At 60.5% G+C, this 26,173-nt stretch carries 21 protein-coding genes; 12 read left to right on the top strand and 9 right to left on the bottom strand.

All coding sequences use genetic code 11. From position 1 onward, the window contains the following. Window positions 1-83: 83 nt before the first annotated feature. Window positions 84-1,190, bottom strand: a complete 1,107-nt coding sequence (locus QTL94_RS09465) for a hypothetical protein (RefSeq protein ID WP_289801341.1) — start codon at window positions 1,188-1,190, stop codon at window positions 84-86. Window positions 1,191-1,556: 366 nt separating this feature from the next. Here QTL94_RS09465 and QTL94_RS09460 point away from each other — a divergent pair, with 366 nt between their 5' ends. Further along, window positions 1,557-2,102 carry a GFA family protein gene (locus QTL94_RS09460; RefSeq protein ID WP_354666054.1) on the top strand — a complete coding sequence of 182 codons (546 nt, stop codon included), beginning with the start codon at window positions 1,557-1,559 and terminating at the stop codon, window positions 2,100-2,102. 181 nt (window positions 2,103-2,283) lie between these two features. On the opposite strand, the gene QTL94_RS09455 is transcribed toward QTL94_RS09460, so the two are convergent. Together QTL94_RS09455 and QTL94_RS09450 are read right to left on the bottom strand one after the other, a co-directional pair. Next, a complete protein-coding gene (locus QTL94_RS09455) occupies window positions 2,284-5,436 on the bottom strand; it encodes an efflux RND transporter permease subunit (RefSeq protein ID WP_289801340.1) in 3,153 nt (1,050 codons plus the stop codon). Continuing rightward, window positions 5,433-6,548: an efflux RND transporter periplasmic adaptor subunit gene (locus tag QTL94_RS09450; RefSeq protein WP_289801339.1), complete on the bottom strand. Its 1,116-nt coding sequence runs from the start codon at window positions 6,546-6,548 to the stop codon at window positions 5,433-5,435. The genes QTL94_RS09455 and QTL94_RS09450 overlap by 4 nt, the downstream gene beginning before the upstream one ends. Window positions 6,549-6,934: 386 nt before the next feature. On the opposite strand from QTL94_RS09450, the gene QTL94_RS09445 reads away from it, so the two are divergent. Next, a complete protein-coding gene (locus QTL94_RS09445) occupies window positions 6,935-7,783 on the top strand; it encodes a sugar phosphate isomerase/epimerase family protein (protein ID WP_289801338.1) in 849 nt (282 codons plus the stop codon). 24 nt (window positions 7,784-7,807) lie between these two features. On the opposite strand, the gene QTL94_RS09440 is transcribed toward QTL94_RS09445, so the two are convergent. Continuing rightward, window positions 7,808-8,695, bottom strand: a complete 888-nt coding sequence (locus QTL94_RS09440) for a sugar phosphate isomerase/epimerase family protein (RefSeq protein ID WP_289801337.1) — start codon at window positions 8,693-8,695, stop codon at window positions 7,808-7,810. 122 nt (window positions 8,696-8,817) lie between these two features. On the opposite strand from QTL94_RS09440, the gene QTL94_RS09435 reads away from it, so the two are divergent. Continuing rightward, window positions 8,818-10,305, top strand: a complete 1,488-nt coding sequence (locus tag QTL94_RS09435; RefSeq protein WP_289801336.1) for a GMC oxidoreductase — start codon at window positions 8,818-8,820, stop codon at window positions 10,303-10,305. Between the two features lie 16 nt (window positions 10,306-10,321). Next, window positions 10,322-11,380, top strand: coding sequence for a Gfo/Idh/MocA family protein (locus QTL94_RS09430; RefSeq protein WP_289801335.1), 1,059 nt, complete (start codon window positions 10,322-10,324; stop codon window positions 11,378-11,380). Between the two features lie 88 nt (window positions 11,381-11,468). Here QTL94_RS09430 and QTL94_RS09425 read toward each other — a convergent pair whose 3' ends face one another. Next, the gene (locus tag QTL94_RS09425; protein ID WP_289801334.1) at window positions 11,469-12,170 is read right to left on the bottom strand and encodes a GntR family transcriptional regulator; all 702 of its coding nucleotides are present in this window, start codon (window positions 12,168-12,170) and stop codon (window positions 11,469-11,471) included. Window positions 12,171-12,291: 121 nt separating this feature from the next. On the opposite strand from QTL94_RS09425, the gene QTL94_RS09420 reads away from it, so the two are divergent. The 6 genes from QTL94_RS09420 (at window position 12,292) to kduD (ending at window position 18,361) form a co-directional block, all read left to right on the top strand. Further along, a complete protein-coding gene (locus tag QTL94_RS09420) occupies window positions 12,292-13,806 on the top strand; it encodes an aldehyde dehydrogenase family protein (protein ID WP_289801333.1) in 1,515 nt (504 codons plus the stop codon). A gap of 152 nt (window positions 13,807-13,958) precedes the next feature. Beyond that, a complete protein-coding gene (locus tag QTL94_RS09415) occupies window positions 13,959-14,909 on the top strand; it encodes a sugar ABC transporter substrate-binding protein (protein WP_289801332.1) in 951 nt (316 codons plus the stop codon). Window positions 14,910-14,978: 69 nt separating this feature from the next. Next, on the top strand, window positions 14,979-15,998 hold the full coding sequence (locus tag QTL94_RS09410; protein ID WP_289801331.1) for an ABC transporter permease: 1,020 nt from the start codon (window positions 14,979-14,981) through the stop codon (window positions 15,996-15,998). Beyond that, on the top strand, window positions 15,998-16,735 hold the full coding sequence (locus tag QTL94_RS09405; protein WP_289801330.1) for an ATP-binding cassette domain-containing protein: 738 nt from the start codon (window positions 15,998-16,000) through the stop codon (window positions 16,733-16,735). Before QTL94_RS09410 ends, QTL94_RS09405 begins: the two co-directional genes overlap by 1 nt. Before the next feature lie 31 nt (window positions 16,736-16,766). Further along, window positions 16,767-17,609 (top strand): 5-dehydro-4-deoxy-D-glucuronate isomerase, encoded by an 843-nt coding sequence (gene kduI / locus QTL94_RS09400; RefSeq protein ID WP_289801329.1) that lies wholly within the window; start codon window positions 16,767-16,769, stop codon window positions 17,607-17,609. Continuing rightward, a complete protein-coding gene (gene kduD / locus QTL94_RS09395; protein WP_289801328.1) occupies window positions 17,606-18,361 on the top strand; it encodes a 2-dehydro-3-deoxy-D-gluconate 5-dehydrogenase KduD in 756 nt (251 codons plus the stop codon). The genes kduI and kduD overlap by 4 nt, the downstream gene beginning before the upstream one ends. 189 nt (window positions 18,362-18,550) lie before the next feature. Here kduD and QTL94_RS09390 read toward each other — a convergent pair whose 3' ends face one another. The 3 genes from QTL94_RS09390 to QTL94_RS09380 all read right to left on the bottom strand — a co-directional run bounded on the left by QTL94_RS09390 (window position 18,551) and on the right by QTL94_RS09380 (window position 23,035). After that, the gene (locus QTL94_RS09390) at window positions 18,551-21,943 is read right to left on the bottom strand and encodes an acyl-[ACP]--phospholipid O-acyltransferase (RefSeq protein ID WP_289801327.1); all 3,393 of its coding nucleotides are present in this window, start codon (window positions 21,941-21,943) and stop codon (window positions 18,551-18,553) included. Between the two features lie 92 nt (window positions 21,944-22,035). Beyond that, window positions 22,036-22,317: a YiaA/YiaB family inner membrane protein gene (locus QTL94_RS09385; RefSeq protein ID WP_065692936.1), complete on the bottom strand. Its 282-nt coding sequence runs from the start codon at window positions 22,315-22,317 to the stop codon at window positions 22,036-22,038. A 31-nt stretch (window positions 22,318-22,348) separates the two neighbouring features. Next, window positions 22,349-23,035, bottom strand: coding sequence for a PspA/IM30 family protein (locus QTL94_RS09380; RefSeq protein ID WP_289801326.1), 687 nt, complete (start codon window positions 23,033-23,035; stop codon window positions 22,349-22,351). A 111-nt stretch (window positions 23,036-23,146) separates the two neighbouring features. Between QTL94_RS09380 and QTL94_RS09375 the strand changes: the two genes are divergently transcribed. Then, entirely contained in the window at window positions 23,147-23,758 is a 612-nt protein-coding gene (locus QTL94_RS09375) for a TetR/AcrR family transcriptional regulator (RefSeq protein ID WP_289801325.1), read from the top strand. A 194-nt stretch (window positions 23,759-23,952) separates the two neighbouring features. Beyond that, complete coding sequence (locus tag QTL94_RS09370; protein ID WP_289801324.1) at window positions 23,953-25,188, top strand: HD-GYP domain-containing protein; 1,236 nt, start codon at window positions 23,953-23,955, stop codon at window positions 25,186-25,188. On the opposite strand, the gene QTL94_RS09365 is transcribed toward QTL94_RS09370, so the two are convergent. After that, window positions 25,185-26,144 carry a hydrogen peroxide-inducible genes activator gene (locus QTL94_RS09365; RefSeq protein ID WP_289801323.1) on the bottom strand — a complete coding sequence of 320 codons (960 nt, stop codon included), beginning with the start codon at window positions 26,142-26,144 and terminating at the stop codon, window positions 25,185-25,187. The genes QTL94_RS09370 and QTL94_RS09365 overlap by 4 nt on opposite strands. Between the last annotated feature and the right edge of the window lie 29 nt (window positions 26,145-26,173).

Below are 26,173 nucleotides of genomic sequence, written 5' to 3'. Positions count from 1 at the left end.
GCCTCGGAACCTTTCGAGCGCTCTGTCGCAGCGAAATCAGGATACATGCAAAGGCCCTTCCTTTTTCCGTCCGACGTCGGCGTCTAGGCAAAGGTGCGGACATCACAAGGCTGTCGCTCACTCGAAAGGGGTGCATCACCCCAGTGTTCTCGCCATCGTTGGCGGGTAGCTGGTTGCATCCATGAGTTTTGCTCCAGGCGTTCGGTGACAAATTCACGAAAGTCCTGCCTTACATAGGTCTTGATGTCGGCCCAGCCCGCTGGGTTTTCCAGGAGCACATCCAAGGCCGTATTTGCCCATGCATCGGCTAGTTTTGGGTTCTCACTCGACAAGGCGCACAGATATGAGAGATAGGCAAAACCATATTGCCGATTATTGCCGCGTAACGCCGCCATGAGCCTGGCTCTCAGGCGATGCCGCAGAGGCTTTGGGGGCGTCCCGAACGTACACAGTTGTCCGACATGCTGATCGAACAGATCCCGTGAAAATTGTGGGAACAGATCGTCGATCTGGGCCTGGACGAACGGTCTATCAAAACCCCAATAGTGCCTCACAACATCCGGGCACACCGACAGCGAAGCGTACTTCCCCAGTACGGCGGAGAAGGCGAACTGCTCAATGTTGAAAACGGGCTCGATCGCAAAGAGTCCGCTCATGAGATCATAGACCTCGTCAATCTGTGACCGAATTGACCAATCTGCGCCGACGATCCCGGAATTGAGCATAACCGAGGCGCCGTCAACTCTATAGCCGGCAATTGGACCACCGATCTTTGCCAGCAACTTGGTCCATTCCGGGTGAGCTCCAAGCGTAGTATCGTAGTCGTGCATCAACGCGCGCGCTGGACCGACCCGTTCGAAAAGAGTTTCGGGATGCTGGGTGAAGTAGGTGTCCGTATCAATCAGGATGACCTGTCCCTGAAACTCGTCCAAAGCGCGCAGAAAAGCCGCGTATTTCGCAGCATGGGCGTATTTTCCGTCAAGCATCCACCGATCCATCTCGTCATCATCAATGATAAGATGTCGAACGGGGAGATCGTCACGCCGGCTCGCAGCCGTGGTTATCAACACAATCTGAATGTTGTCATTGCGCTGCCGGAGGAAATGGACGGCTGACATTACACTGTAAGTTAGCTCCAGCCCGTACTCGCGCCGGTTTCCATATGTCAAATATGCAATTGTCTTCATCAAGGGAATGTCCTGTATGTGAAGAAGCCCGCCCGTTTCTATCGCTGCTGTATTGTCACTATAAAATCGGATTTTGTGCATATAAAAATATTGGTGAGTGTATTTATCCACCTACAGACATGGGTTGCCTGATGCAACTCAAATATGAGTGTGTCACGTAATATAAACTACTCTGTAATGCGTGCGGATTACTAAGTGATTAATTCAATAAATACTTTAACCTGTTGATTCCATGACGGGCTTGGCTCAAGAGGTGCCGATTTTCATCAAGGATGACAGGCAGGGTTTGGAGGTCAAGGTGTCGCCACTTCTCCCGGTCAGTGGAAGCGGTTTGAGTAGACGGTTGCATCCCGCCATGTGACGACTACGATGTCGTACCGCGTCCATTATGGCGCCGACGAGGGAGAGAGCATGACGGAGGGTGGGTTGCGTCCCCATACTGGGGGGTGCCAATGTGGCGCGGTGCGCTTTCGGTGCGATAGTCAGCCGGAGAATGTTCATGTCTGCCATTGTCGCATGTGCCAGAAGGCGGTGGGCGGGCCGTTTGCGGTGATCTGCCCGGTCCTGAAGAGCGATTTTCAGGTGACGCGCGGCAAGCTGTCGTGGTTCAAAAGCTCCGAGCTTGCTCGCCGGGGGTTCTGCAGTGAGTGTGGCACTCCGATGATTTTCGATTATCCTGAGTTTCCGGACATCGGTGTCATGGCAGGAAGCTTCGATAATCCCAGTGAGGTTCCGCCCGTAGTGCAATATGGCAATGAGAGCCGTGTTTCGTGGTACGGCATGCTGGTATCGCTTCCCGGGGATGCGCCGACCTATGCCGTGGATCCGCAAGGTTACCTGCCACGAATCCAAGCCTCAAATCGGCAACATCCGGATCACGATACGGATCATTGGCCTCGGCCCGTCAGGTCGTAGCCGAACCTTTGATACGACCAGCCTTGCTGGTGGTTTCCCAATGAGGCTCGGCTCTCTAAGCGAGGGGTGTCGAGTCCACCGCCCTCACGGCGGGTCTCCTCAGCAGACGGGCACTACCTGCCCAAGCGTTGCGCGGCGGGGGCTAACGCAGCAACGTTTTATGATCGCGGCGCGCCATGAGTCAGTCGGCTGTACCACCGGGAACAGACGGGTCGTTGGCCGTTGGTCCAAACAGGCGCCGCTTGATCCCCTCGCGCGTGCTTTGCACGGCGATATACAGTAGGGGGATCATCAGCAGGCCGATCAGCGTTCCGACCAGCAGGCCCCCGAGAACGGTCGTGCCGATTGCCTGCCGGCTGCCGGCGCCGGCACCTGTCGCGATCGCCAACGGAATGACGCCCAAGATCGAGGCCATCGCCGTCATCACGACAGGGCGGAAGCGCTGCGACGTTCCTTCGGTCGCGGCTTCCATGATGCTCATGCCGGCCTCCCGTCTCTCCTTTGCGAACTCGACGATCAGGATGGCGTTTTTCGCAGCCAATCCGATCAACAGGAGCAGGCCGATCTGCGCATAGATGTCGAGATCGAGGCCGGCAACGAGCAGACCGCCGAGCGCTCCGAGTACCGCAACTGTGACCGAGAGCATGACCGCGACGGGCACGCTCCAGCTTTCGTACTGCGCCACGAGGAAGAGGTAGGTAAAAATGATGCCCATGATCAGGATGATGACGGTCTGATTGCCGGCCTGCTTTTCCTGCAGTGCCAGCCCCGTCCACTCGTATCCGAACCCAGCCGGCAAGGTCGCGTCCGCCAGTCGTTGCATGGCGTTCAGAGCCTCGCCCGTACTCGTTCCCGCTGCGGCCTGGCCGTTGATCGCCGCGGATGGGAAGAGATTGTAGCGGTTGACCGCATTGGGGCCGTAGACGGCGGAGATCGACACCATGGCTTGCAATGGCACCATGTTGCCCGCCTGGCCCCGAACGCGCAGGCGCTGGATATCTTCGACGCGGGTGCGAAAACCCGGCTCGTCCTGGATCCTGATCTGATAGACGCGCGAGAACAGATTGAAGTCGTCGACATAGGACGAGCCCATATGGGCCTGCAATGTGTTGAAGATCGTCGCCGGGGAGACGCCGTAGAGTTCGGCGCGCTTGCGATCGATGTCGAGATAGAGCTGGGGAACATCGGCCGAGAACGTGCTGAAAACGCTGGCGAGCCCCGGCGTCTTGTTGGCGCTGGTGATCAGGCCGCGCATCACTTCGGCCAATTCCTCCTGGCTTTGACCCGCCCGCGCCTGCAGCCTGAAGTCAAAGCCACCGGTGGTTCCAAGTCCCGGGATTGCCGGCGGGTTGAATGCCACCACGGAGGCCGTCGGAACGGCCGCAAATTCTGCCCTAAGCCGGTTCATCAGCGCAAAGACGCTTTGGTCGCGGCCACGCTCGCCCCACGGCTTCAGCGCTGCAATGATCATCCCCGAGTTGGAGCCACCGCCGCCAACCATGCTTGAGCCGGCGATCCCGATCGTATTGGCCACACCCGGCGTTCGCTGCAGGATGGAGCTCACCGTGGCGATCGTCTGTTGCGTGCGCTCCAAGGAGGCGGCGTTTGGAAGTTGAACATTCATGAACAGGTAGCCCTGGTCCTCTGCAGGAACGAAACCCGTCGGCAGGATCCGAAAGAGACCAGCGATGCCCGCGATTATGACCAGGAAGGCGAGCAGCGAAATGAATGCCTTGCGCGCAAAGAACGGCAGGAGATGCAGATAAAAGCGCCGAGATGCATCAAGCCCATTGTTCAGCTTTCTGAAAATCCCGGCGCGCTGGTGCTCGGGTGGGCGAAGCATGAGGACGCAAAGCGCCGGGCTGAGGGTCAGGGCGTTGATCGTCGAGAAGGTGATGGTGACGAGAATCGTCACGGCAAACTGGCGGTACAATTCACCGGTTATTCCTGCGAGGAAGGCGACAGGCACGAAGAGAGCCGCGAGCACCAGCGTCGTCGCGACGATCGGCCCGGTGACCTGGTTCATCGTGCGCAGGGTCGCATCCCGAACGCCGACGCCAGTCTCGCTCATCACGCGCTGGACATTCTCGACGACAATGATCGCGTCGTCGACGACAAGACTGATTGCCAGGATAATGGCAAAGAGAGTGATCGTATTGGCCGAATATCCCAGTGCATAGAGCACCGCGAAGCCGCCGATCAGGGAGACCGGGATCGTCAGTGTCGGGATGACCGTTGCGCGCCAGTCCTGCAGGAAGGCGTAGACCACGGCAACGACAAGGGCGAAGGTGATCGCAAGCGTGATGAAGATTTCCCGGATCGTCTCTCGAACGAAGGCGGTGGTGTCGAATACCACGGTGGGGGCAACATCCTCGGGGAACTGCTTCGACAGGCGCGTGAGTTCCGATAGGACCGCGTCAGAAACGGCCAGCGCGTTTGCATCGGCGGATTGGTAGACGACGACCGTCGCACTCGGCTTGCCGTTCAGGGTCGAAGCCGTATCGTAGGACTGAGCGCCGAGCTCGACGCGAGCCACATCACGCAGCCGCACGATCGCGCCATCTCGGTTCGTGCGCACAATGATGTCGCCAAACTCGGCTTCGTCAGCAAGCCGGCCCCGTGCCATCACGGTCAGCTGCAGTTGTTGGCCGGTTGCCGATGGCGGCGAACCAAGCTGGCCCGCCGATGCCTGGGCGTTCTGTGCCTGGATTGCGGCAGTAAGGTCGGCCGCTGTGACTCCAAGCGCCTGCATCCGGTCCGGGTTCATCCATATCCGCATGCTGTATGCCGGGCCGAAGACACTTGCCTCGCCGACACCGGGAATGCGGGCAATCGCGTCGCGAATGTTGATGGTCGCGTAGTTGCTGATGAAGACGTCGTCTCTGGTTCCTTTTGGCGAATAGATCGCAAAGCCGAGCAACATGCTGGAGGATCGCGCCCTCACCGACACGCCGGTCTGCGTGACGGCGGCAGGAAGCCTGGGCGTGGCCATGGCGACGCGATTTTGCACGTTGACCTGTGCGATTGCTGGGTCCGTTCCGGCGGCAAAGGTCACGGTCAGACTGTAGGTGCCGTTATTCGTGCTGGAGGAAGACATGTAGAGCATGTCTTCGACACCATTGACCTGATCCTCGATGGGCGCGCCGACACTGTCGGTCATCACGCTGGCATTGGCGCCGGGATAGCTGGCGGTGACCTGCACCTCAGGCGGGGTGATCTGCGGGAACTGCGCGACCGGGATCTGCAGCAGCGCCACCACGCCGGCGATGATCATCACGACAGCGATCACCATCGCAAATCGTGGTCTTGCAATGAAGGGCGCGGAAATGTTCATGGCGACGGGCTCTGGGTCACTGGAACCAGCGCAGACGCGCCTGCCGTGGCGGCCGGCGATGCGGGGACCGCTTTGACGTGCGTGCCTTCCGACACGTTCTGCAGTCCCTCGACAATCAGGCTTTCTCCGCCCTTGAGGCCCTCGTCAACGATCCAATTCCCATCGGACTGCTCGGAAACCTTGATCCGCTGGACGGCGACCTCGCTTTGGGCATTGACCAACAGGACGTACTTGCCCTCGCGATCCTGCTGAACCACGCCAAGGGGCACGACCGGGCGCAATTTTTGCTCGGCCTGCGAAATGACGACCGTGACGAACTGCCCCGGTATGAGCAGCGCTTGCGGATTGGGAAACAGCGCGCGTATTGCGAGCGTTCCGGTCTGTTCGTCGATCTCGTTTCCGAAAAACTCTATCTTGCCCGACTGCGCATAGGGCTGACCATCCGAGAGGCGAAGGCCGGGAGTAAATCGCTTGGCCAGCTCGTCCTTGCCGATACCTCCTGCCGCTGCGCGCAACTCCAGGATCGAGCGGTCGCTGACGGAAAACACCACGCGGATCGGGTCGATCGCCACCACGCGTGCGAGCGCAGGCGATGATGTATTCACGTAGCTCCCGACCGACAGGGCAGCCGCGCCGATGCGGCCATCAAACGGCGAGGATATCCGCGTGAAGCTAAGGTTAAGCTCGGCCTGCTCGACCCTTGCCTGGGCGGACAGGAGATTGGCTTGCGCAGTTTCGCTGGCGGCCTGGCTTTCTTCCAGCACCGCGCGCGACACGGTCTGGCTACTCAGAGACTGATTGCGCTCTAGCCGGCGCTGTGCATCGCTAAGCGTTGCCTGCGCGCTCGCCAAGCCTGCCTTTGCTTCTTCGAGAGCGATCTCCGCGGAGCGCTTGTCGATTTCGAAGAGAACCTGATCCTTTCGAACGAACTGCCCCTCGGCAAACAAACGGCTTTCGATAAAGCCTTCGATGCGCGCACGCACATCAACCGCATCGACTGCCTCGACCCGTCCGACGAATTCATGCTTGGGAGAAACGTCGGCAACAGCCACGCTACTGACACCGACCGTCGGTTCGGTCTGTGCGGCCAGGGGCTGAGCGGCTACAACCATTGCGAAGCACATAATCGAAAAGATCGTAGCGAAGCAGCGCGCAATGCCCCCCTCAGAGCTGGTCCTCAAGGCTTCCTCCGTCAATTCGTTGAGCGATTGGCTGTTCGTATGCGAAGAGAAATGCTGGGTAGAAAACGCAACTGCAAGACGTGTATCGCCTAGTGCTGAGGAGTCGATGCTACTCCTCGTTGGCGGAAAACGTCAAGCCGGGTCGACCGCAACGCGGCGTTCCGGCGCATAGTGACTGGTCACGCCGCGGCGGTACCAATATTGGGCTGTGCCCATGGCGATGATTATTTGTGGTCTTCCAATGACCGATTGATTGGCTTGGGATTGGCTGACATAGTCCCGCCGCGCATCCGCTCCTACCAAGCAAAGATCCATCAATGACCGCATCAGCCAATCAATCTTCCGCGTCCGTTTCCGCTCGTCCCCTGGCCAAGATCAGCCTGAAATGGAGTATGGTCGAGGAGCCGTCGCTTTCCATCCTGGAGAAATTCCAGCTCCTGCGCGATCTCGGTTATGACGGGGTTGAGCTCGACTCGCCCAATGATCTGCCGCTCGACGAGGTGCTGAATGCCCGCGACAAGACTGGCCTCAAGATCCCCGGCCTCGTCAATGCCGTGCACTGGAAACACCCGCTGACGGATCCTGATCCGGCGGCGCGTCAGGCCTGTGTCGATTCGATGGTCAAGGCGCTCCATGATGCCAAGGTCTACGGCGCCACGACGGTGCTGCTCGTTCCGGGCGTGGTCAACGCAGGCACCAGCTACAAAACCGCTTACGCGAGAGCCATCGAGGGGATCGCAAAGATTCTGCCTGCTGCGGAAGAAACCGGCGTATCTATAGCGCTTGAAAATGTCTGGAACGACTTCCTGCTGAGCCCCTTGGAGGCGGCGGATTTCGTCGATCGCTTCAAGCATCCGAAACTCGGCTGGTATTTCGATGTCGGTAATGTTCTTCGCTACGGCAGACCGACGCATTGGATCGAGGCGCTCGGGCCGCGCGTCCTCAAGGTCGACATCAAGGAATACAGCCTCGGAAAAATGAACAGCGAAGGCCCGTGGAAGGGCTTCGATGTCGAGCTGGGCGAAGGCGATTGCGATTGGGGTTCCGTCAACAAGGCCTTGTTGGATGTCGGCTATTCCGGCTGGGCCTCTATCGAGGTGCCGGGAGGCGACCGAAATCGCCTCGCCGATCTGAAGAAGCGTGTCGATCGGATCGCCGCGCTCTAGTCTCAAGATTGCAGGCGGCAATGTTCAGCGGGTGGCAGCCGCCGCAAACATTGTCTTCGCATTCTTCAGGCCGATTTCACAGCCGTATTGCGTCGGTTCGTTGCCTTCGTATTCCAGCGAGACGAAGCCGTCGTAGCCCGAGGCGACAATGTCCTCGATGATCGACTGAACAGGGAGATCGCCGTAACCGAAGACCGAACCGCGAATCGCCTGGCCACCGACCGTCTGCAGCCAATCGGTTCCGGGAGCGGTCTGCCGCATATAAAAGTCCTTGATGTGGACGAAGCTCGCGTCGGGGAGGCAGGCGCGCGTTCCCGTCAGCGGATTCTCGTCGACACAGAGAAAATTGCCGATATCGACGGTGAGCTTGAAGCTCGGCAGATTGACGGCATGCAGCAGCCGCTTGATCCGCTCACTGGAATTCATGAAGAAGCCATGGTCCTCGACGCTCGTCGTCACGCCATAGCGGCCGGCATGAGCGGCAAGTTCGTGGGTCGCTTCAGCGATAGCAGGGAATGCCTCTTCGAACTGGCCAGGCGCAGTTGCGCGCAGTGACCACGGCACGACGTCGTGGCGCAGAAAGCGCACGCCAAGCTTGTCACAAAGCTCCACGTAGCGCTTCAACCGGGCAAGCTGGAATACCCGTTCACTATCGTCGATGAAATTGCCTGACGTGCAGAGGCCGGCAAGCGGTACACCGCTGTTGCCGGATGTTCCGGTCAGCCGCTCCAGCATCTCGGCGTCATCGATGAGTTCATATTGCAGATCCTGCCCTTCAGGGGCGACGGAAAGCGTTGCCAGCTCGACATGATCGCCGCCATGTTTGCCGACCCAGGCGAACACATCCTCGATCTGCATGGCCCCGCTCTGCATCAACGGACGGAAACTATATGAACTCAGACCTATCTTCATCGTGGCATCTCCTCGATCGCTGTTATCAAACTTTGTTCGCAGACTAACGATCCCGGTTGACATCCGCTAGGATACATCTTTGTTTGATATCAAATTGATACCGAAGAATAGGGAATAGCATAATGTCTGAGCAATCCGCCGACGTCGTCATCATCGGGAGTGGCCCGACCGGCTCGGCCTATGCACGGGTGATCAGGAATGAATGGCCGCAAGCGCGTATTCTGATGGTCGAGGCCGGCCCGCAGATTCTTCCGCAAAAGGGTGCGCATCTCGACAACATCGTCGATCTCGATGAGCGCGCGGCTTTCGAACTGCAAGCTCAGGGCGGCGATCGCAGCCCGCGCATGCCGATCAACAAGGAGGAATGGGAAGCGCGTCGCGCCGGCGGTTTCGACGGATCGATGTTGCGTCGTTCGGGCCTCTTCATCGCCAATGAAGCCGATCCGCAGGACGAGAACCTGTTTGCCGGCTTCTCGGCAGCGAATGTCGGCGGCATGGGAACCAAGTGGTCGACCGGCACGCCGGTGCCCTCCGAGATCGAACTGGTGCCTTTCATCCCCACCGACGAGATGCACAAGGCTCTGGCGGTGTCGGCGCAATTGCTCGGGACCAACAAGGACCCGCGCGCCGGCGATGTTGCAGCCATCGCCATGCGCGAGCGCCTGGGCGAAGTCTTCAATCCCGGTCGCACGCCTGATCGCTTCGTTCAGCCCATGCCGCTTGCCGCAACGCCTGGCCCCGAGGGCCTGCGCTATCACGGCACGGACGTCGTTCTCGGCGATCTCGTCGATGAACCGAAGGAACGCTTCCAGATTCTATCCGAAACGGCTTGCCGCCGCGTGATTCATGAGAATGGCCATGTCACCGGTGTCGAACTTGTCCGCGTCGGCTCGGAAGAAGCCTTCGTGGTCAAGGCCGCAACGGTCGTCGTTGCCTGTGATTCGCTGCACTCGCCGCAACTGCTCTACGCCTCGGGTATCCGCCCGGAAGCGCTCGGCCGCTACATCAACGACCACTATATCGTCTCGCAGATCAGCGAAATGCAGACCGATGTGCCGATGGCGTCTATGAGCTGGATTCCGTCCACCACGGAGTTTCCCTATTCCGTCACGATTGCCGCGACCAGCCTGCATACGATGCCGAAGGCCAGCGAAATGAGTGGTCAGCCGATCGGCATGGGCTTTTTCGTGGCCTCCGACATCAGCGCCGACAACCGCGTCACCTTCGATGACAATAGCCGTGACTGGCTCGGCCTTCCGGCCATTTCCATTCACTGGCGGCAGTCGGAAGGTGACAAGGCGCGCCTCGAAGAGGCCAAGGGCCATGCGCAGCGTATTTCCGCCATCATCGGTCGTCCGGCCCCCGGCTTTGCCACCTTCGTGCAGCCGGTCGGCTCGTCGCTGCATTACCAAGGGACGATCCGGATGGGCGAGCGCGACGATGGTACCAGCGTCTGCGACCGAAACTCCAAGGTCTGGGGTTTCGACAATCTCTATGTCGCCGGCAACGGCGTCATCCCGACGGTGACAGCGACCAACCCGACCCTGTTCAGCGTCGCTCTCGCCAGCATCGGCGCCAGCCAGATTGCTGGCGCTCGCCGCACCGTTTGACTTGGAGACTGCCTGAATGACTCAACAAAAACTCAAGGTTCTGGTGGTCGGCCTCGGCCAGATGGGCAAGAGCCATGCGCTCGCCCATCACAATCACCCCGGTTTCGAGATCGTCGGCCTCGTCAACCGCTCGGTTCCCGACCTGCCGGAAGAACTGCGCTCCTATCCCTTGCGTCACGACTATTTGAAGGCGCTTGAAGAGTTCAAGCCCGATGTCGTCTGCATCGCGACCCACACGAACACCCATGCGGATATGGCCGTCGCGGCGCTGGAAAGCGGCGCGCATGTCTTCGTCGAAAAGCCGCTTGCCGCCAATGTCGCCGATGCGGAGCGCGTCGTGGCCGCCGCCAAAGCCAATGACCGGAAACTGGTCATCGGCTATATCCTGCGCCATCATCCATCATGGATGCGGTTGATCGACGAGGCGCGCGGCCTTGGCGGTCCTTATGTCTTCCGCATGAACCTGAACCAGCAGTCGAGCGGCACTGCCTGGGCGATCCACAAATCGATCATGCAAACAACATCGCCGATCGTCGATTGCGGCGTGCACTATGTCGACGTCATGTGCCAGATCACCGATTCAAAGCCGGTGGAAGTGCGCGGCATGGGCGTGAAGATGGCGGGGGGGCTGCCGGACGGCATGTATAATTACGGCCATTTCCAGGTGCTGTTCGAGGATGGAAGCGTCGGCTGGTACGAAGCCGGCTGGGGTCCGATGATGTCAGAGACCGCCTTCTTCGTGAAGGACGTCATTTCGCCGAACGGCTCGGTTTCCATTGTCATGGACGAGGGCGCAAGCTCCGCCGATCTGGACGCGCATACGCGGACATCCAGATTGCGCGTCCATCATGCAGAGCTGAAGGCAGATGGATCTCCGGCAAAAGCGGATGATTGGCTTGATATGCATGACGAGCCGGGCCATCAGGCGCTGTGCGATCGGGAGCAGGATTTCGTCTACCGGTCCGTGGTCGAAAACCTGGACCTTACCCGTCACATGGATGATGCCGTGACTTCGCTGCGCATCTGCATTGCGGCGGACGAGAGCGTCAGGACTGGGCGCAGCGTCTCTCTCTAGCTTGGAGCCTTGGTGCGCCGCTGCTCAACCACGTCCGAGGGCGGCCATTGCGGGTTCATGGTCCGCGCAATGGCTCTTCAATCTGGCATCATTCGAACAGATCCGGATTATCCGCCTCGATCTGCGGTAGATCCGACAAAATCCCGTTGAGATGCGCTCGCATGGCGGCGGCGGCGGCGTCCGCGTCGCGTCCGTCGATGGCGGTGATGATCGCCTCATGCTCGGCGATCAGCCGCATCATCGAATCGGGGTGGCGAAGCTGCAGATTGCAGACGCGGTCCATGTGAGCCTTGATGTCGGCTATCGCATTCCAGGCTAGGCTGCAGCCGGCACCTTCAGCGATCGCGATGTGGAACTGCTCGTCCTCGCGTCGGAATGCGTTGTGGTCGTGTGCTTCCATCGCCGCCCTCTGCCGTCCGAGGATGTTGTCGATGCGGCGGCGCGTCCAGGTGTCGAAGCTATCGCTGGCACGGCGCGCAACGGCGGTCTCCAGCGCCTCGCGCACGAAGCGCGCCTCCATCATCTGTCGCGCCGAAATCCGGACGACGACAGTGCCTCGGTTGGGACGCACATCCACCAGCCGTGATTTTCCGAGTGCGATCAGGGCTTCGCGCACGGGTTGGCGCGATACGCCCATGCGGGTTGCGATCTCCTGCTCGGAAAGCCGCGTGCCGGGCGCCAGCTCTAGCCTGATGATCTGCTCGCGCAGGTCGCGTTCCACCTGCGCCGCCGCCGTTTCGCCGGTCTCAATCTTCAAGGATTCTAGGTTCATGTCTTTCGTCGCCGTCATGCGTTGACATCCAATTTAAACCACCATACAGTACCATACAATTCAAACGCAACATAAATCCGGTGGTCTGAAACCGGGTAAAAAGGGAGGGCCGGCACGATGTGTCGGCTTTAAGGGAAACGTGCTGTCCAATTTCATTGCGCCTGATTCCAGTGATCCGCGGCTGAACATTAAATCCCGCTACCAGATGCTTGTCGATGGCAAGTCGGTGGATGCTGCATCTGGCCGCACGATCGACCGTGTCAGCCCCGGTCACGCGGGCGTCGTGGTCGGTACCTGGCCGGAAGCTTCGGCTGACGATGTGCGCTTGGCAATCGTGGCAGCGCGTCGTGCCTTCGATACCGGCCCATGGCCGCGCATGTCGGGCGCGGAGCGCTCGCGCCTGATGTTCAAGGTGGCGGACTTGATCCTCAAGCGCCAGGAAGAACTGGCCCTGGCTGAAAGCCTTGAGGTCGGCAAGCCGATCGCCCAGGCGCGCGGCGAGATCGGCTTCTGCGCCGACCTTTGGTCCTACGCCGCCGGTCAGGCGCGTGCACTGGAAGGCCAGGCGCACAACAATATCGGTGACGATCGGCTGGGTCTCGTGCTGCGCGAAGCCGTCGGGGTCGTCGGTATCATCACGCCCTGGAATTTTCCCTTCATCATCGCTTCCGAGCGCGTGCCGTGGGCGATCGGCGCCGGCTGCACCGTCGTCCTCAAGCCGTCGGAATTCACCTCGGGTACGTCGATCCGCATGGCGGAACTGGCACGTGAGGCGGGTATTCCCGATGGCGTCTTCAACGTCGTCACCGGCTACGGCGATCCGGCCGGCCAAGTGCTCGCTGAAGATCCCGGCGTCGACATGGTCGCCTTCACGGGTTCGGTGCGGGTCGGCACCAAGCTTGGTGAGATCGCCGCGCGGAGCGTCAAGCGCGTCGGGCTGGAGCTTGGCGGCAAGGGGCCGCAGATCGTCTTTGCCGATGCGGATCTCGAGGCCGCCGCCGATGGCATTGCTTACGGCGTCTATCACAATGGCGGGCAGTGCTGCATTTCCGGCAGCCGGCTGCTGGTGCAGGAAGGCATTCGCGATGCGCTTATGGAGCGCCTGCTCGATATCTCGCGCAAGGTGACCTTCGGCGATCCCCTGAACGATCGCACGAAGATCGGGGCGATGATATCAGAAGCGCATGTTGGCAAGGTTCACTCCTATGTGGAAGCCGGCATCGCATCGGGTGCCGAATTGCTGCTCGGCGGCGAGCGCGTCGGCAAGGACAAGGGTATCTATTACGCCCCCACCGTCTTTGCCGGCGTGAAGCCCGAGATGTCGATCGCCCGCGAGGAAATCTTCGGTCCGGTGCTCTCGACCTTGACCTTCAAGACCGCGGACGAGGCCGTGGCGCTCGCCAATGCAAGCGAGTTCGGCCTTTCCGCCTCGGTCTGGTCGACCAATCTGGAAAACGCGATGCAGAGCATCCGCCGCATTCGCGCCGGCCGCTGCTGGATCAACAGCGTCATCGACGGCACGCCGGAACTGCCGATCGGCGGTTACAAGAAGAGCGGCCTCGGCCGCGAACTCGGTCGCTATGGCTTCGATGAATATTCCCAGTTCAAGGGCGTGCACGTGACGTTCGGGCGACCGGCGCCGTGGTTCGGCTGACAGGGAATTAAAGGGATAGGGCGTTTCCGCTTTTGGGAGAAGGCGGGACGTCTCGGAGGAAAATCTCGGCCGGCGTGATCTTTGGTCGGAGCCCGCCAGCCGAGACTTGGGTCTTTCGACCCGTATTGCACATCCAAAGGGAGGATACGCAAATGAAATTGACCAGGTTGAAAACCGCAGCGCTCGCCGCGGGTATCGCCACGATGATGACATCTACGGCATTGGCCGCCGACGTCAAGGCAACGATGATCATCTATCTCGATCCGAGTGTCCAGTTCTTCAACCCCGTGGTGAAGGGCGCCAAGGACGCGGCGGCACAGTTCGGCGTCGATCTAGACGTGCAGTACGCCAACAACGATCCGGTTCGCCAGAACGACCTGATCGAAAGCGCGACGGCAGCCGGTGTTGATGGCATCGCGGTTTCCATCTCCTCGTCCGATGCCTTCGATGAAAGCATCTGCGCGGCCGTCAAGGCCGGCATCGTCGTCATCGGTTTCAACAATGATGACCTCGAAGGCGCCAAGGGCAATTGCCGCCAGGCCTATGTCGGCATGAACGAGTTTGCCTCCGGCTATGAGCTCGGCAATCGGATGATCAAGGAGTTCGGCCTGAAGTCCGGCGACGTCGTCTTCAATCCTCGCGAAATCCCCGAAGCGAGCTTCGCGGTCGCGCGTGGCGGCGGCATCGAAAAGGCGATGAAGGAAAACGGCATCAAGGTTGAGACGGTTCGCGCTGGTCTCGATCCGGCCGAGGCGCAGAACATTATGGCGCAATTCCTAATCGCCAATCCCGGCGTCAAGGCGCTGTTCGGAACGGGCTCCGTCACCTCGACGGTCGGTGCCGGTGCCATCAAGGACGCAGGCGTGAAGATCCCGTTCGGCGGCTTCGATCTGGCAGTCGAAATCGTCAATGCCGTTGAATCCGGCGCGATGTTCGCGACGATGGACCAGCAGCCCTACCTTCAGGGCTACTACCCGATCGCCCAGATCGCGCTTTCGAAGAAATACGGCCTGACCCCGACCGACGTCGACACCGGGCAGGGCGCCTTCCTCGACAAGTCGCGCATCAGCTCGGTCAAGCCGCTGATCGGCAGCTTCCGCTAACCGCGCTTCGTGGGAGCCTGTCGGCGGTGCCGGCAGGTTCTCCGTCTCCAATCGATCGAGTACCAGACCGTGACACCAATTCTTGAGACAAGTGCCGCGCCCCGGTCGCGGACGCAGAAACAACCTATTATCCGGCAGATCATGGCGATGCCGGCAGGCGCGATCTTCCTCGTTTTCATGACGCTGCAGATCGTCTGCATCGCGGGCGCCTTGCTCTACCCCGATCAGTTTCGCTATCTCTCGCCGCAGAACCTGACGATCCTGATGAAGGCGATCCCCGTGCTCGGCTGCTTGGCGCTCGGCGCCGGCGTGCTGATGATCGCGGGCGAGTTCGACCTCTCCATCGGCTCCGTCTACACCTTCACCGCCATCCTGATGGCAAGCCTCGTCGGCGCGGGATTGAGCGCCTTCATAGCCGCCCCCCTCGGCATTCTGGCCGGCATCATGATCGGGCTGCTCAACGGCCACATCACACTGCGCTTCGGCCTACCCTCCTTTATCGTCACCTTGGGCGGTTTGTTGTTCTGGCGCGGCGCGGTGCTGCTCTATAATGGCGCTATCCAGGTGCGCTTCGACCCGGAGCCGATCTTCACCAGCCTGTTCTCCGGCACGTTGCTCGGGATCAATGCGGCGTTCATCTGGATCGTTCTCTTCGTCGTCGGCTTCCACTACCTCGTCCATCGTCACCGTTTCGGCAACCATGTGTTCGCTACCGGCGGCAATCGCGGTGCGGCCGAGGCGATCGGCATCAACACCAACCGCGTCAAGCTGGTGGCCTTCGCGATCGCCGGCGGCATGGCGGCCGTGGCCGGCATCATTGCAACGGCCCGCGTCGGCAGCGTGCAGCCGGGGCAGGGCGCCGGACTGGAACTTCAGGCGATCGCCGCCTGCGTCATCGGCGGACTGTCGCTGCGCGGTGGCCGGGGCTCGATCATCGGCATCTTCCTCGGTGTGCTCCTGATCCACACCATCACCGACGTGCTCCTTCTCTTGCGCGCGCCGGGCTTCTATCTCGACATGTTCATCGCGACGCTGATCGTGCTGGCCGCCATCTTCAACCATCTTATCGAGCGGCGAGGTCTTGCGTGATGTCGGCCCCCAATCTTCTTGAACTGCACAACATCTCGAAGAGCTTCGGCGCGCTGACGGCGCTACGCAATCTGAGCTTCCATATCGGCGAAGGCGAAGTGGTAGGGTTGCTCGGCGACAACGGCGCCGGCAAGTCGACCACGGTCAACCTGATCTCAGGCATACACAAGCCGACGGACGGCTACCTCAGCGTCGACGGCAAGAAGGCCGCCTTCACCTGCCGGTCCGATTCCGCCGATGCCGGCATCGAAACCATCTATCAGCATACGGCGCTGGTGGATTCGCTCTCGATCACCCGCAACATCTTCATGGGCCGCGAACTCACTGATCGCTTCGGCTTCTTGCGGCAGCGCGAGATGCGCGAGATCGCCATGGAGGTGCTGCAGAACGCGGTCCATATTTCCGGCATCGACAGCCCCGATACGCTGGTAGGCAATCTCTCCGGCGGCCAGAAGCAGGCGGTCGCCATCGCCCGCGCCGTCTATTTCAAGAAGCGCGTGCTGCTTCTCGACGAGCCGACCTCGGCGCTGTCGGTGCGCGAGACCGAAGCACTCTTGAACCAGGTGTTGAAGCTCAAGGCGGAAAACGTCTCCAGCGTGCTTGTGACCCACAATATCTATCACGCCTATCAGGTCTGCGACCGCTTCGTGATCATGAGCCACGGCACAAAGGTGTTCGATGTCGATAAGGCGGACACGACGATCAACCAACTGACCGAATATGTCGTGCTCACCTGATCCCACCCAACAGACAGAAGGGGCATAGCCCGTGACCATTTCAGTATCAGTACGCCAGGTCGTCGGACCTGAGGATGCCGCAGGGCGCGACACGCAGGGCCTGCGCGACGGCTTCGTGATCGAGGAGCTGTTTCGCCCTGGTGAGGCCAATCTCACCTACAGCCACCTCGATCGCATGATCGTCGGCGGCGTAACGCCGACTGCCGGTCCTCTGGAGATCGCCGCCATCGCACAGACCGGCACGGAGCGCTTTCTCGACCGGCGCGAGGCCGCCATCGTCAATATCGGCGGTGCCGGCACGGTGAGCGTCTCGGGAAAGCCTTACGAACTCGGCTTTCAGGAGGCGCTTTACGTCGGAATGGGCGACGGTGCTTTGAGCTTCGCCAGCCGCGATCCGGCGGAGCCGGCGCTCTTCTATCTGTTAAGCGCACCGGCGCATAGGACGTGCCCGACGGTGCACATCACCCGTGAGATGGCGAGGAAGGTGGTCGTGGGTTCGGCGGAAGAATCCAACGCCCGCACCATCAATCAGTATGTGCACCCAGATGTCTGCGATAGCTGCCAATTGCTGGTGGGACTGACCATGTTCGAACCCGGTTCGGTCTGGAACACCATGCCGGCGCATGTTCACGATCGCCGAATGGAGGTCTATCTTTACTTCGGCATGCAGGAGCAGACGCGTATCTTCCATTTCATGGGAGAGCCCAGCGAGACGCGGCATGTCGTGCTGAAGAACCACGATGCAGTGCTGTCGCCCGGCTGGTCGATCCATTCCGGCGCCGGAACCGGCCGTTACGCCTTCATCTGGGCCATGGCCGGCGATAATATGAGCTTCACCGACATGGACAAGGTGCCGATGGAAGACCTGCGATGAGCCTTTTCGATCTCACTGGCCGCTGGGCCATCATCACCGGCGCCAATACCGGCATCGGCCAAGCCATTGCCGTTGGGCTGGGTCAAGCGGGTGCCGACATCGTCGGCGTCGGCCGCTCGGCGATGGATGAGACGGCGGACGCGGTCACATCGACTGGGCGCCGGTTCGTATCGCTCAAGGCGGACCTGTCCGATACCGAGGAGGCGAAGGCCGTTGTCGAACGCACCCTTGCCGCCGGCGCCTCGCCCGACATCCTCGTCAACAATGCCGGCATCATCCGCCGCGCCGACGCGCTGGAATTTACGGAGGAGGATTGGGACGCGGTGCTTGACACCAACCTGAAATCCGTCTTCTTCCTCTGCCAGGCCTTCGCTAAAGCCGCGGTCGCACGCCAAGCGCCGGCGAAGATCATCAACATCGCTTCGCTGCTCTCCTTCCAGGGCGGCATCCGCATTCCGTCTTACACGGCCGCAAAGAGCGGGCTTGCGGGGATCACACGGCTGATGGCGAACGAGTGGGCGTCGAAGGGGATCAATGTGAACGCCATCGCCCCCGGCTATGTCGAAACCAACAACACCGAGGCGCTTCGCGCCGACGCGGAGCGCAGCGCCGATATCCTGAAACGCATTCCGGCCGCCCGCTGGGCCAAGGCCGAAGATATGGTCGGCACTGCGGTCTATCTGGCGTCACGCGCTTCCGATTATGTTCATGGCACGGTGCTGCCGGTCGATGGCGGCTGGCTGGCTCGATAGGACGTCATCACACCTGGCCTCCTTAGTGCCGGAAGCGAGTTGGGCGTCCGTCTGACAGCCTCTCGGACGAACTTGTTTTCCGACTCTCACGCATGAGCTTTCGCTCACTTGCTTGCAGCGGCGGAAGTCGGGCCTTGAGGGAAACCCGACTTCCTGCTCGGTTGGTGTCACTTGCGGTGGCACTTCACGTCATGCGACCTGCTGCTGCGACGCGCTTTCGGCCATTTTGCGCGCCGTGACAAAATCCACTTTCCCCGAGCCGAGCACCGGCACCTTGCCGATGTTGACCTCGGCCGGCACCATCATGTCCATGGCGCCCTTCGACTTGGCGAAGGCGAGGAATTCGGCGCGGCTGGCAGTCGGGGCCTCGGTCAGGAGTACCAGACGCTCGCCCTTCTTGGCATCGGGAACTGAGGAGACGACCGAAAGGGCGCCGGGCCAGAGCTCGCCGGCGAGCGCCTCGACGGCTGCAAGCGAGACCATCTCGCCGCCGATCTTGGCGAAGCGTTTCGCCCGGCCGCGGATCTTGACGAAGCCGTCCTCGTCGATCGTGACGATGTCTCCCGTGTCGTGCCAGCCGTCCGCGAGCGGTTCGATGACGCCTGGATTTTCTGCACGCAAGTAGCCTGCCATCACGTTGGCGCCGCGCACGTGCAGCCGGCCACCCTCATCGATGCCCGGCATCGCTTCCAGCTTCCATTCCATCCCCGGCAGGATTTTGCCGACCGTGCCAGACCTGTTGTACATCGGCGTATTGATCGAGATGACAGGGGCTGTCTCGGTAACGCCGTAACCTTCGAGAATGCGCAGGCCGAACTTTTCCATGTAGGTCTGGCGCGTCGAGGCCTTCACCGGCTCGGCGCCTGAGAAGATGTAGCGGATCGAGCGAAAGTCATAGGGATGCGCCGTCCTGCTGTAGCCGTTGAGGAATGTGTCGGTGCCGAAGATGATCGTGGCATTGGAGACATAGATCAACTCCGGCACGATGCGGTAATGCAGCGGCGAGGGATAGAAGTAGACCGGCACGCCGGAGATCAGCGGCAATACGGTGCCCGCCGTCAGGCCGAAGGAGTGGAAGACCGGCAGGATGTTGAACACCTTGTCGCCGCTGTGAAAGTCGATGCGGGCGGCGGCCTGGGCAGCGTTCGACAGCACGTTGCGGTGGGTCAGCACCACGCCCTTCGGTGTGCCTTCCGAACCCGAGGTGAAGAGGATGACGGCCGGGTCGTCGGGCTGGCGCTTGACGAGCGGCCGGGCCTTCCTGAGATAGCCGACAATCTTGTCCTTGAGGGTGACCTCGGTTCTCAAGTCATCAAGCCAGACGATCGTCAGTTCCTTTTCCAGAACCTCGATGACGGGGCCGAGCTTTGCCTGGGTCACGAAGGCCCGCGAGGTCAGCACGTGCCTGACCTCCGCCGCCCTGCAGGCTGAGAGAATGTTGGCAGCACCGGCGGTGAAGTTCAGCATGGCCGGAACCTTGCCCGCCGTCATGACGCCGAGCAGTGTGGCGGCCGCGCCATTGGCATTCGGCAGCATGACGCCGAGGTTTCGTTCGGGGAACCGGGCACGGAATTTCGCCCCGAGCACCGCCGCGCCGGTCAGCAATTTGCCGTAGGTGAGCCGGCCGGTGACCGGATCTTCGACCGCGAGCTTCTTCATGCCGAATTCGTGGCCTGCCTGTATGACCCGGTCGAGAATGGTCGAAGAGGTATCGGCGGTACGAAACAAAAGGTTCGACATCACCTGGTAGAGGGCGGCGCCTGCGACGGTGCGACGCTTGCGGCCTTTGAGCTCCGGCGGTACCTCGAGCCTCACCGGCTCCAGGATCGTGACCTTGACCTTTGGGAACAGCCGACGACGGATCTTGCCATCGCCGAGATAGGAGAGATAGCTTTTCTCCAGCCCGTCGATCTTGACCGGCACGACCATCGAACCGGTTTTATCGGCGACCATGGCAGCGCCGTCGTAAACTTTCATCAGTGTGCCAGTCACCGTCAGGCGGCCTTCCGGGAAGATCCCGATCGGATTGCCTTCCTGCACCACCTTGATCAGCGAGCGGGTTGCCATCGGCTTTGTCGGGTCGAGAGGCAGGAATTTGCACATCTTCAGGAAGGGGCGCACCCACCAGGCTTGGGCGATCTTGTAATCGACTGCAAAGACTGGCTCCTCTTCGGTGATGGCAAGCGCCAACGCGCCGTCGAGCAGGCTGACGTGGTTCAAGGCAATAATCGGCGCCGGGCCGGCTTTCTTGATGTTCTCCAGTCCCTCGACTTCCAGCCGCATGAAGGCGCGGAACAGGATCGAAATGAAATCGCGGAAGGCGTTCGTCGGCAGCGTCTTCAGCATCAGCCAGGCCACCGCGAAGTTGATAATGCCGAGGCCGATCAGGATCTGCGGGATGGAGGCGCCCAATGCCTGCAGAACGGCGACGAGGCCGAGGCCGAGGGTAATGAAGAGTGCGGAGAGCACGTTGGCTGCGCCGATGACGCGAGCGCGGCGATCCTCATGTGCCCAGGTCTGAAGCGCCGCGAATGTCGGGACAGCGATGAAGGCGCCCGAGATTGCCATGCCGGCGAGATCGACGGCGACGCGGATGGTGTTCTGTCCAGCGAAGAATCCGGCAATCGTCGTGGCATGGCTTGTCGATTGCAGGCCCCAGAGGTTCCAGGCGAGGTCGAGGCTGAAGAGGCCGAGAAGCGCCGTGCCGACGGGCGCCGGCAAGAGCACGATGCGGCCCGACGACATCCAGGCGGCAATGCCCGAACCGACGGCAACGGCGATCGCAAAGACCGTGAGATAGGCCGGCACGACGAGCTCGGAGCCGCCAAGCAGTTCGGTGACCATGGTCGGCAGGATGGAGAGGGTGAAGGCCCCCACCAGCCAGAACCAGCAGTTCATCAGCGCAGACCGCCACAACCGCTTGTCCTGACGGATCTCCATGACGAGGTTATAGCTGGAGCGGATGACATTGCGGTCGATTGTCAGATCCGGTGCCTTGGAACCGGTCGGCGGGATCATTCGGCTGGCCAGCCAGCAGATCACCGAAAGCCCCATCATCATCGAGCCGAAGAGGACGACGTTGTCGCCGTTGGAAAAGGCAAGGGCTGCGACGATCGTGCCGCCGAGAATGGCGATGAAGGTGCCACCCTCGATCCAGGCGTTGGCCTTCGGCAGGTCGCGACGCTCCAGATGATCGGGCAGGATGCCGTATTTGATTGGCCCGAACAGAGCCGAGACGACACCGAAGCCGAAGAGTGCGGCCATCAGCACGAAGATGGAAGAGAAGCTAAGGCCGACGACGGCAAGGGCGGCGACCGCGATCTCGCAGCGCTTCAGGAGTTCGGCGACCTTTGCCTTGTCGTGCTTGTCGGCGATCTCACCGCCGATTGCCGAGAGCAGCAGGAAGGGCACGATGAGAATGACGCCCGCAAGCGTCACAAGGGCAGCGCCTTCGCTTGCCGACATCTTGAACAGGATGAGAAATACCAGCGTATTCTTGAGGAAATTGTCGTTGAAGGCAGTCAGGAACTGAGTCCAGAACAGCGGCGCGAATTTCCTCGACGTCATCAGCTTGTGTTGCACGGCAGGACCCTCTTGTGATGGCTAGAGAAGGCCACAGAGTTGTTACGCAAAAGTTGAATGCGATAACAACCCTGCGCTGTAGTTAGGCAAGATTAATCTTCACCGTTACGATTGAATTTGACCAGCAGCTTTTCGGTGCGGGCATCCTCGACCTTGCGGATCAGCTTTTCGGACTCGGCATTGTCGCGCAGGGTCTTGGTGATGTTCACCGTGGTCTGCACCAGCATCAGGATGCCCATGGCGAGATAGCCCTTGCCCCACAGATCAAGCGGCATCAGGTAGAGGCCGAGCGTCAGCATGAAAGCGGCCGCGCCGAAGGAAATGTAGGAGAAGCTCACCCAGCTTGCGGAATGTTTCTGGAAACTGTCGTTCATTGTCGTGAACCCTTGTGTGATCCTGTTGACGTCAAGCGGCGGGATTGATGCGGTTGCGCAGGCGTGCCAGCACGTCATCGGCGGAGGCGTGCAACGGCGCGCCGCAACCGGCATTGGCCAGCTTTTCGATGATTCCGGCAGGACGTGTGGAGGTCTCCATGGCCTTGAGAGCCGAGGCCGTCATTTCATTCTGGCTCTGGCGGATGCGAAGCCGCGCAAGCGTCTGCTCGGCATCGTCGAGCGTGGCAAGGCCTACGTCCGCGCCGGCGACATCAAGCTTCTGTGCTTCTTCCGTGGCGCGGGCCAAGCGCTCGCCGCGCTGCAGTTCCTGCAGGCGCATTTCTGACAGGCGGATAGTCCCCTTCAGTTTGTCGATAGCAGTCGTGAATTGCGCCTGAGCCTTTTCGGACTGGTCGCGTTCTGCCTCCAGATAGGCGATCGATTCAGCAGCCTCTCGAGCCAATGCCTCATTGCCTTTGGCCAGCGCAACGCAGGCGCGAGTCTCAAGATCGTCTATGCGGGAGGCGATCGTAGCGTGCTGCGTCCGCTCCTGCTCGTTCTGAGCCATGGCAATCGCGACGCTGCGGCGGGCAGACTGGATCGATTGGGCGGCATCGCGGATCTGCTGGGCGAGCAGTGGCACGGCGTTGCGATCGGCAAAGGCCTGTTCGGCGTCATGTGCCCTGCCTCGCAACAAGATGGAAATCAGTTTGAACATTTCCTTCCTCCGGTTTATGAACGCTGTTCACGAGTTGAGTTATGGCAGAATCGTGAACGACGTTCAAGAATAATTTTGAACATCGTTCAGGAAATCGAAGTGGAATGGTTAATGGCCGGTCGACGGGAAGAAAAACGCGAGGATCTGAAGGCTCGGCTGATCGAGGCGGCGCGCGACCGCATCGCGCGTGACGGTCTTGTCAATCTCAGGGCCCGTGACATCACGCAGGACGCAGGTTGCGCGCTGGGCGGGCTCTACACGGTCTTCTCGGACCTTGCCCAGCTCGTCATCCACGTCAATTCCGCAACGCTGAAGGCATTGGAGTCAAGGCTGACCCTCACGGAGGCGAGGGACCTCAGCCCGACGGACCGGCTGCGCAACCTCGCGCAGGGCTATCTGAGCTTTGCTGTCGAGCACCGTAATCTCTGGAAAGCGCTATTCGACCACTTTCCGCCCGACACCAGTCCGACGCCGCAATGGCATCTCGATGAGCATCTCTTCCTGATGGATGTGATCGCCGAACCGTTGGCCGAGCTGCAGCCCGATATGTCCGCGATGGACCGCGCCATCCGCGCCCGCACGCTCTTCGGCGCCGTCCACGGCGTCATCAGCATCAGCCTGGAGGGCCGTTTCGTGGGGCTGCCGCCAGAGCGCCTTGCACTTGAGGTGGACGAACTGGTGTTGACCATCGCCGCCGGCGCTGCAAAGCGGCGTGAGGTGTAGGCAGGTGAGGTGCGCCACCGTGTTCGAAGGAGGTGCGGAGGTGAAGAGTAAAATATTGCGACTTTGAGTAGATTATTTATACTTTCCGAACAAGTCTTGAGGATAATGTCGGTCAAAGCCCGATATTCTAATCATACCAACTGTTCCGGTTCGACATGGTCGCAATACCCATTAGTCAAACTCGCGAGGACTCCATGTTGGACATGGAGAATCTGATCCTCGACATCTCCATGGCACGGGGCCTGGCGGACATCATGTCCGCTGTACGGTTGGCGGCGAGAAGACTTGTTGGCGCGGATGGCATTACTTTCGTGCTGCGTGAAGATGGGATCTGTCACTACGCTGACGAGGATGCCATTGGGCCGCTTTGGAAGGGCCAAAGATTTCCTCTGGAGCAATGCATTTCGGGATGGGCGATCCTCAATCGTCAGGCCGCGATCGTCGAAGACATCTATGCGGATGATCGAGTTCCACATGCCGTGTACCGTCCAACCTTCGTGCGCAGCCTTGTCATGATGCCGGTGAGGGAAGAGGATCCCGTCGGCGCCATCGGAGCCTACTGGGCAAAGCAACACGTTCCGTGCTCGCAAAGCGTCCACGTACTTCGGCGCATCGCAAACAGCGCGGCCGTCGGCATGACCAATGTTGCCCTGATCAATTCACTGGCAGCTTCAAAGGAAGAGGCACTGCGTGCAAAGGATGCCATCATTCTGGCAATGGCATCGCTGGCCGAAACCCGAGACAACGAAACCGGAAATCACATTCGGCGCACTCAGCATTACATCCGCGTTCTGGCAGAGGCGGCGAGCGTTCATCCGGCGTTCCGGTCGGAACTGAGCAACGCGGTTATCGAGCTTCTTTATAAGTCGGCGCCCCTCCACGATATCGGCAAGGTTGGCATCCCCGACCGCATTCTGCTCAAGCCTGGAAAGTTGAGCGCGGATGAATTCGCGATCATGAAAACCCATTCTGAATTGGGCATGTCGGCAATCGCCAACGCGCAGCAGCATCTTGGCGTGTCGAACAATTTCTTGAGCGTCGCCCAAGAAATCGCACTGACGCATCACGAGAAATGGGACGGCTCCGGCTACCCGCGTGGACTGAAGGGCAGAGACATTCCCCTGGCGGGACGTCTGATGGCCATCGCTGACGTTTACGATGCCCTCGTCTCGGAACGGGTCTACAAATCTGCCGTTCCCCATGAGGAGGCCGTCGCGATTATTCTCGGCGAAAAGGGAAAGCATTTCGATCCGGATCTCGTCGACGTCTTTGAAACGGTTGCTCTGCGCTTCACGAGATTCATCGAGAGTTTGTGGACGTGCGAAACGCAATCGAAGAAAGTTCGACGATCGCGTCCTAGCGTCGTCTGGAAGACGTTTACTGCACCTTTGTCGTCAGTGTCGGCTTGGTATGAGCCGGCAGTTTCTTAACCCGCAATGGAAAATTGAGAAGCAGCCGCCCCGCTGACACCGGGGAGGTCCTCAAGCTCGCACTTCTTGCGGGTGCCGGCGTCACGGACAATTTCGGCGATGGGACCGAATTGCGCTACCAAGGGATTGGTCTTGCGCCAGATCATGCCGATCGTGCGGAAGGGGCGGGGTTCCAGCAGGCGGAACACGCTGACATCGGCCGAGCGCGTCTCCGTACGCACCGCCATCTGCGGCAGCAGCGTGACGCCGATGCCGGCACCCACCATCTGCACCAGCGTGGTGAGCGAGCTTCCTTCCATGAGTTCGCGAGGCGGCGCGGCGGCGATGTTGCAGAAGGAGAGCGCCTGCTCGCGGAAACAGTGCCCCTCCTCGAGCAGGAGGAGACGCATTTCCTGCAGCATTTCCGAACTCGGCACGGGCTTTCCCGCGTCCTCGAGCGGCCGCACCAGAACAAACTCCTCGTTGAACAGGGGAACTTCCTCGAGCGTCGGTTCGGACACGGGGAGGGCGACGATCGCCGCATCAAGCCTTGCCTCGTGCAGGTCCTCGATCAGCCGCTGGGTCACCGCTTCTCGTGGCCGTGGGTCGAGCCCGGGATAGCGCTGCGTCAGCGTCTTGATCACGTCGGGCAGCAAATAGGGAGCAATCGTCGGGATAACGCCGATGCGAAGCCGGCCCGCAAGCGACACCTGGGTGGCGCGCGCCAGCTCAGCGAGATCATCGACCGAGCGAAGAATGGCGCGGACGCGTTCGGCAAACTCCTCGCCGAGGCTTGTCAAGCGGATCTGCCGTCCGCCTCGTTCCACGAGTGGAGCGCCGATCAGTTCCTCGAGTTCGCGGATTTGCACGGACAGTGCCGGCTGGGAAATCGCACAGGATTCAGCAGCGCGGCCGAAATGCCCCAACCGCGCCAGAGCCTCGAAATAACGCAGATGCTTCATGGATAGGCCAATCATAACCTAAACTTATCAGGCCATTCAGAATA

The organism is Rhizobium sp. S96 (genome assembly GCF_030382195.1).
Taxonomy (GTDB): domain Bacteria; phylum Pseudomonadota; class Alphaproteobacteria; order Rhizobiales; family Rhizobiaceae; genus Rhizobium.
This window is presented reverse-complemented; position numbering and strand designations above follow the sequence as displayed.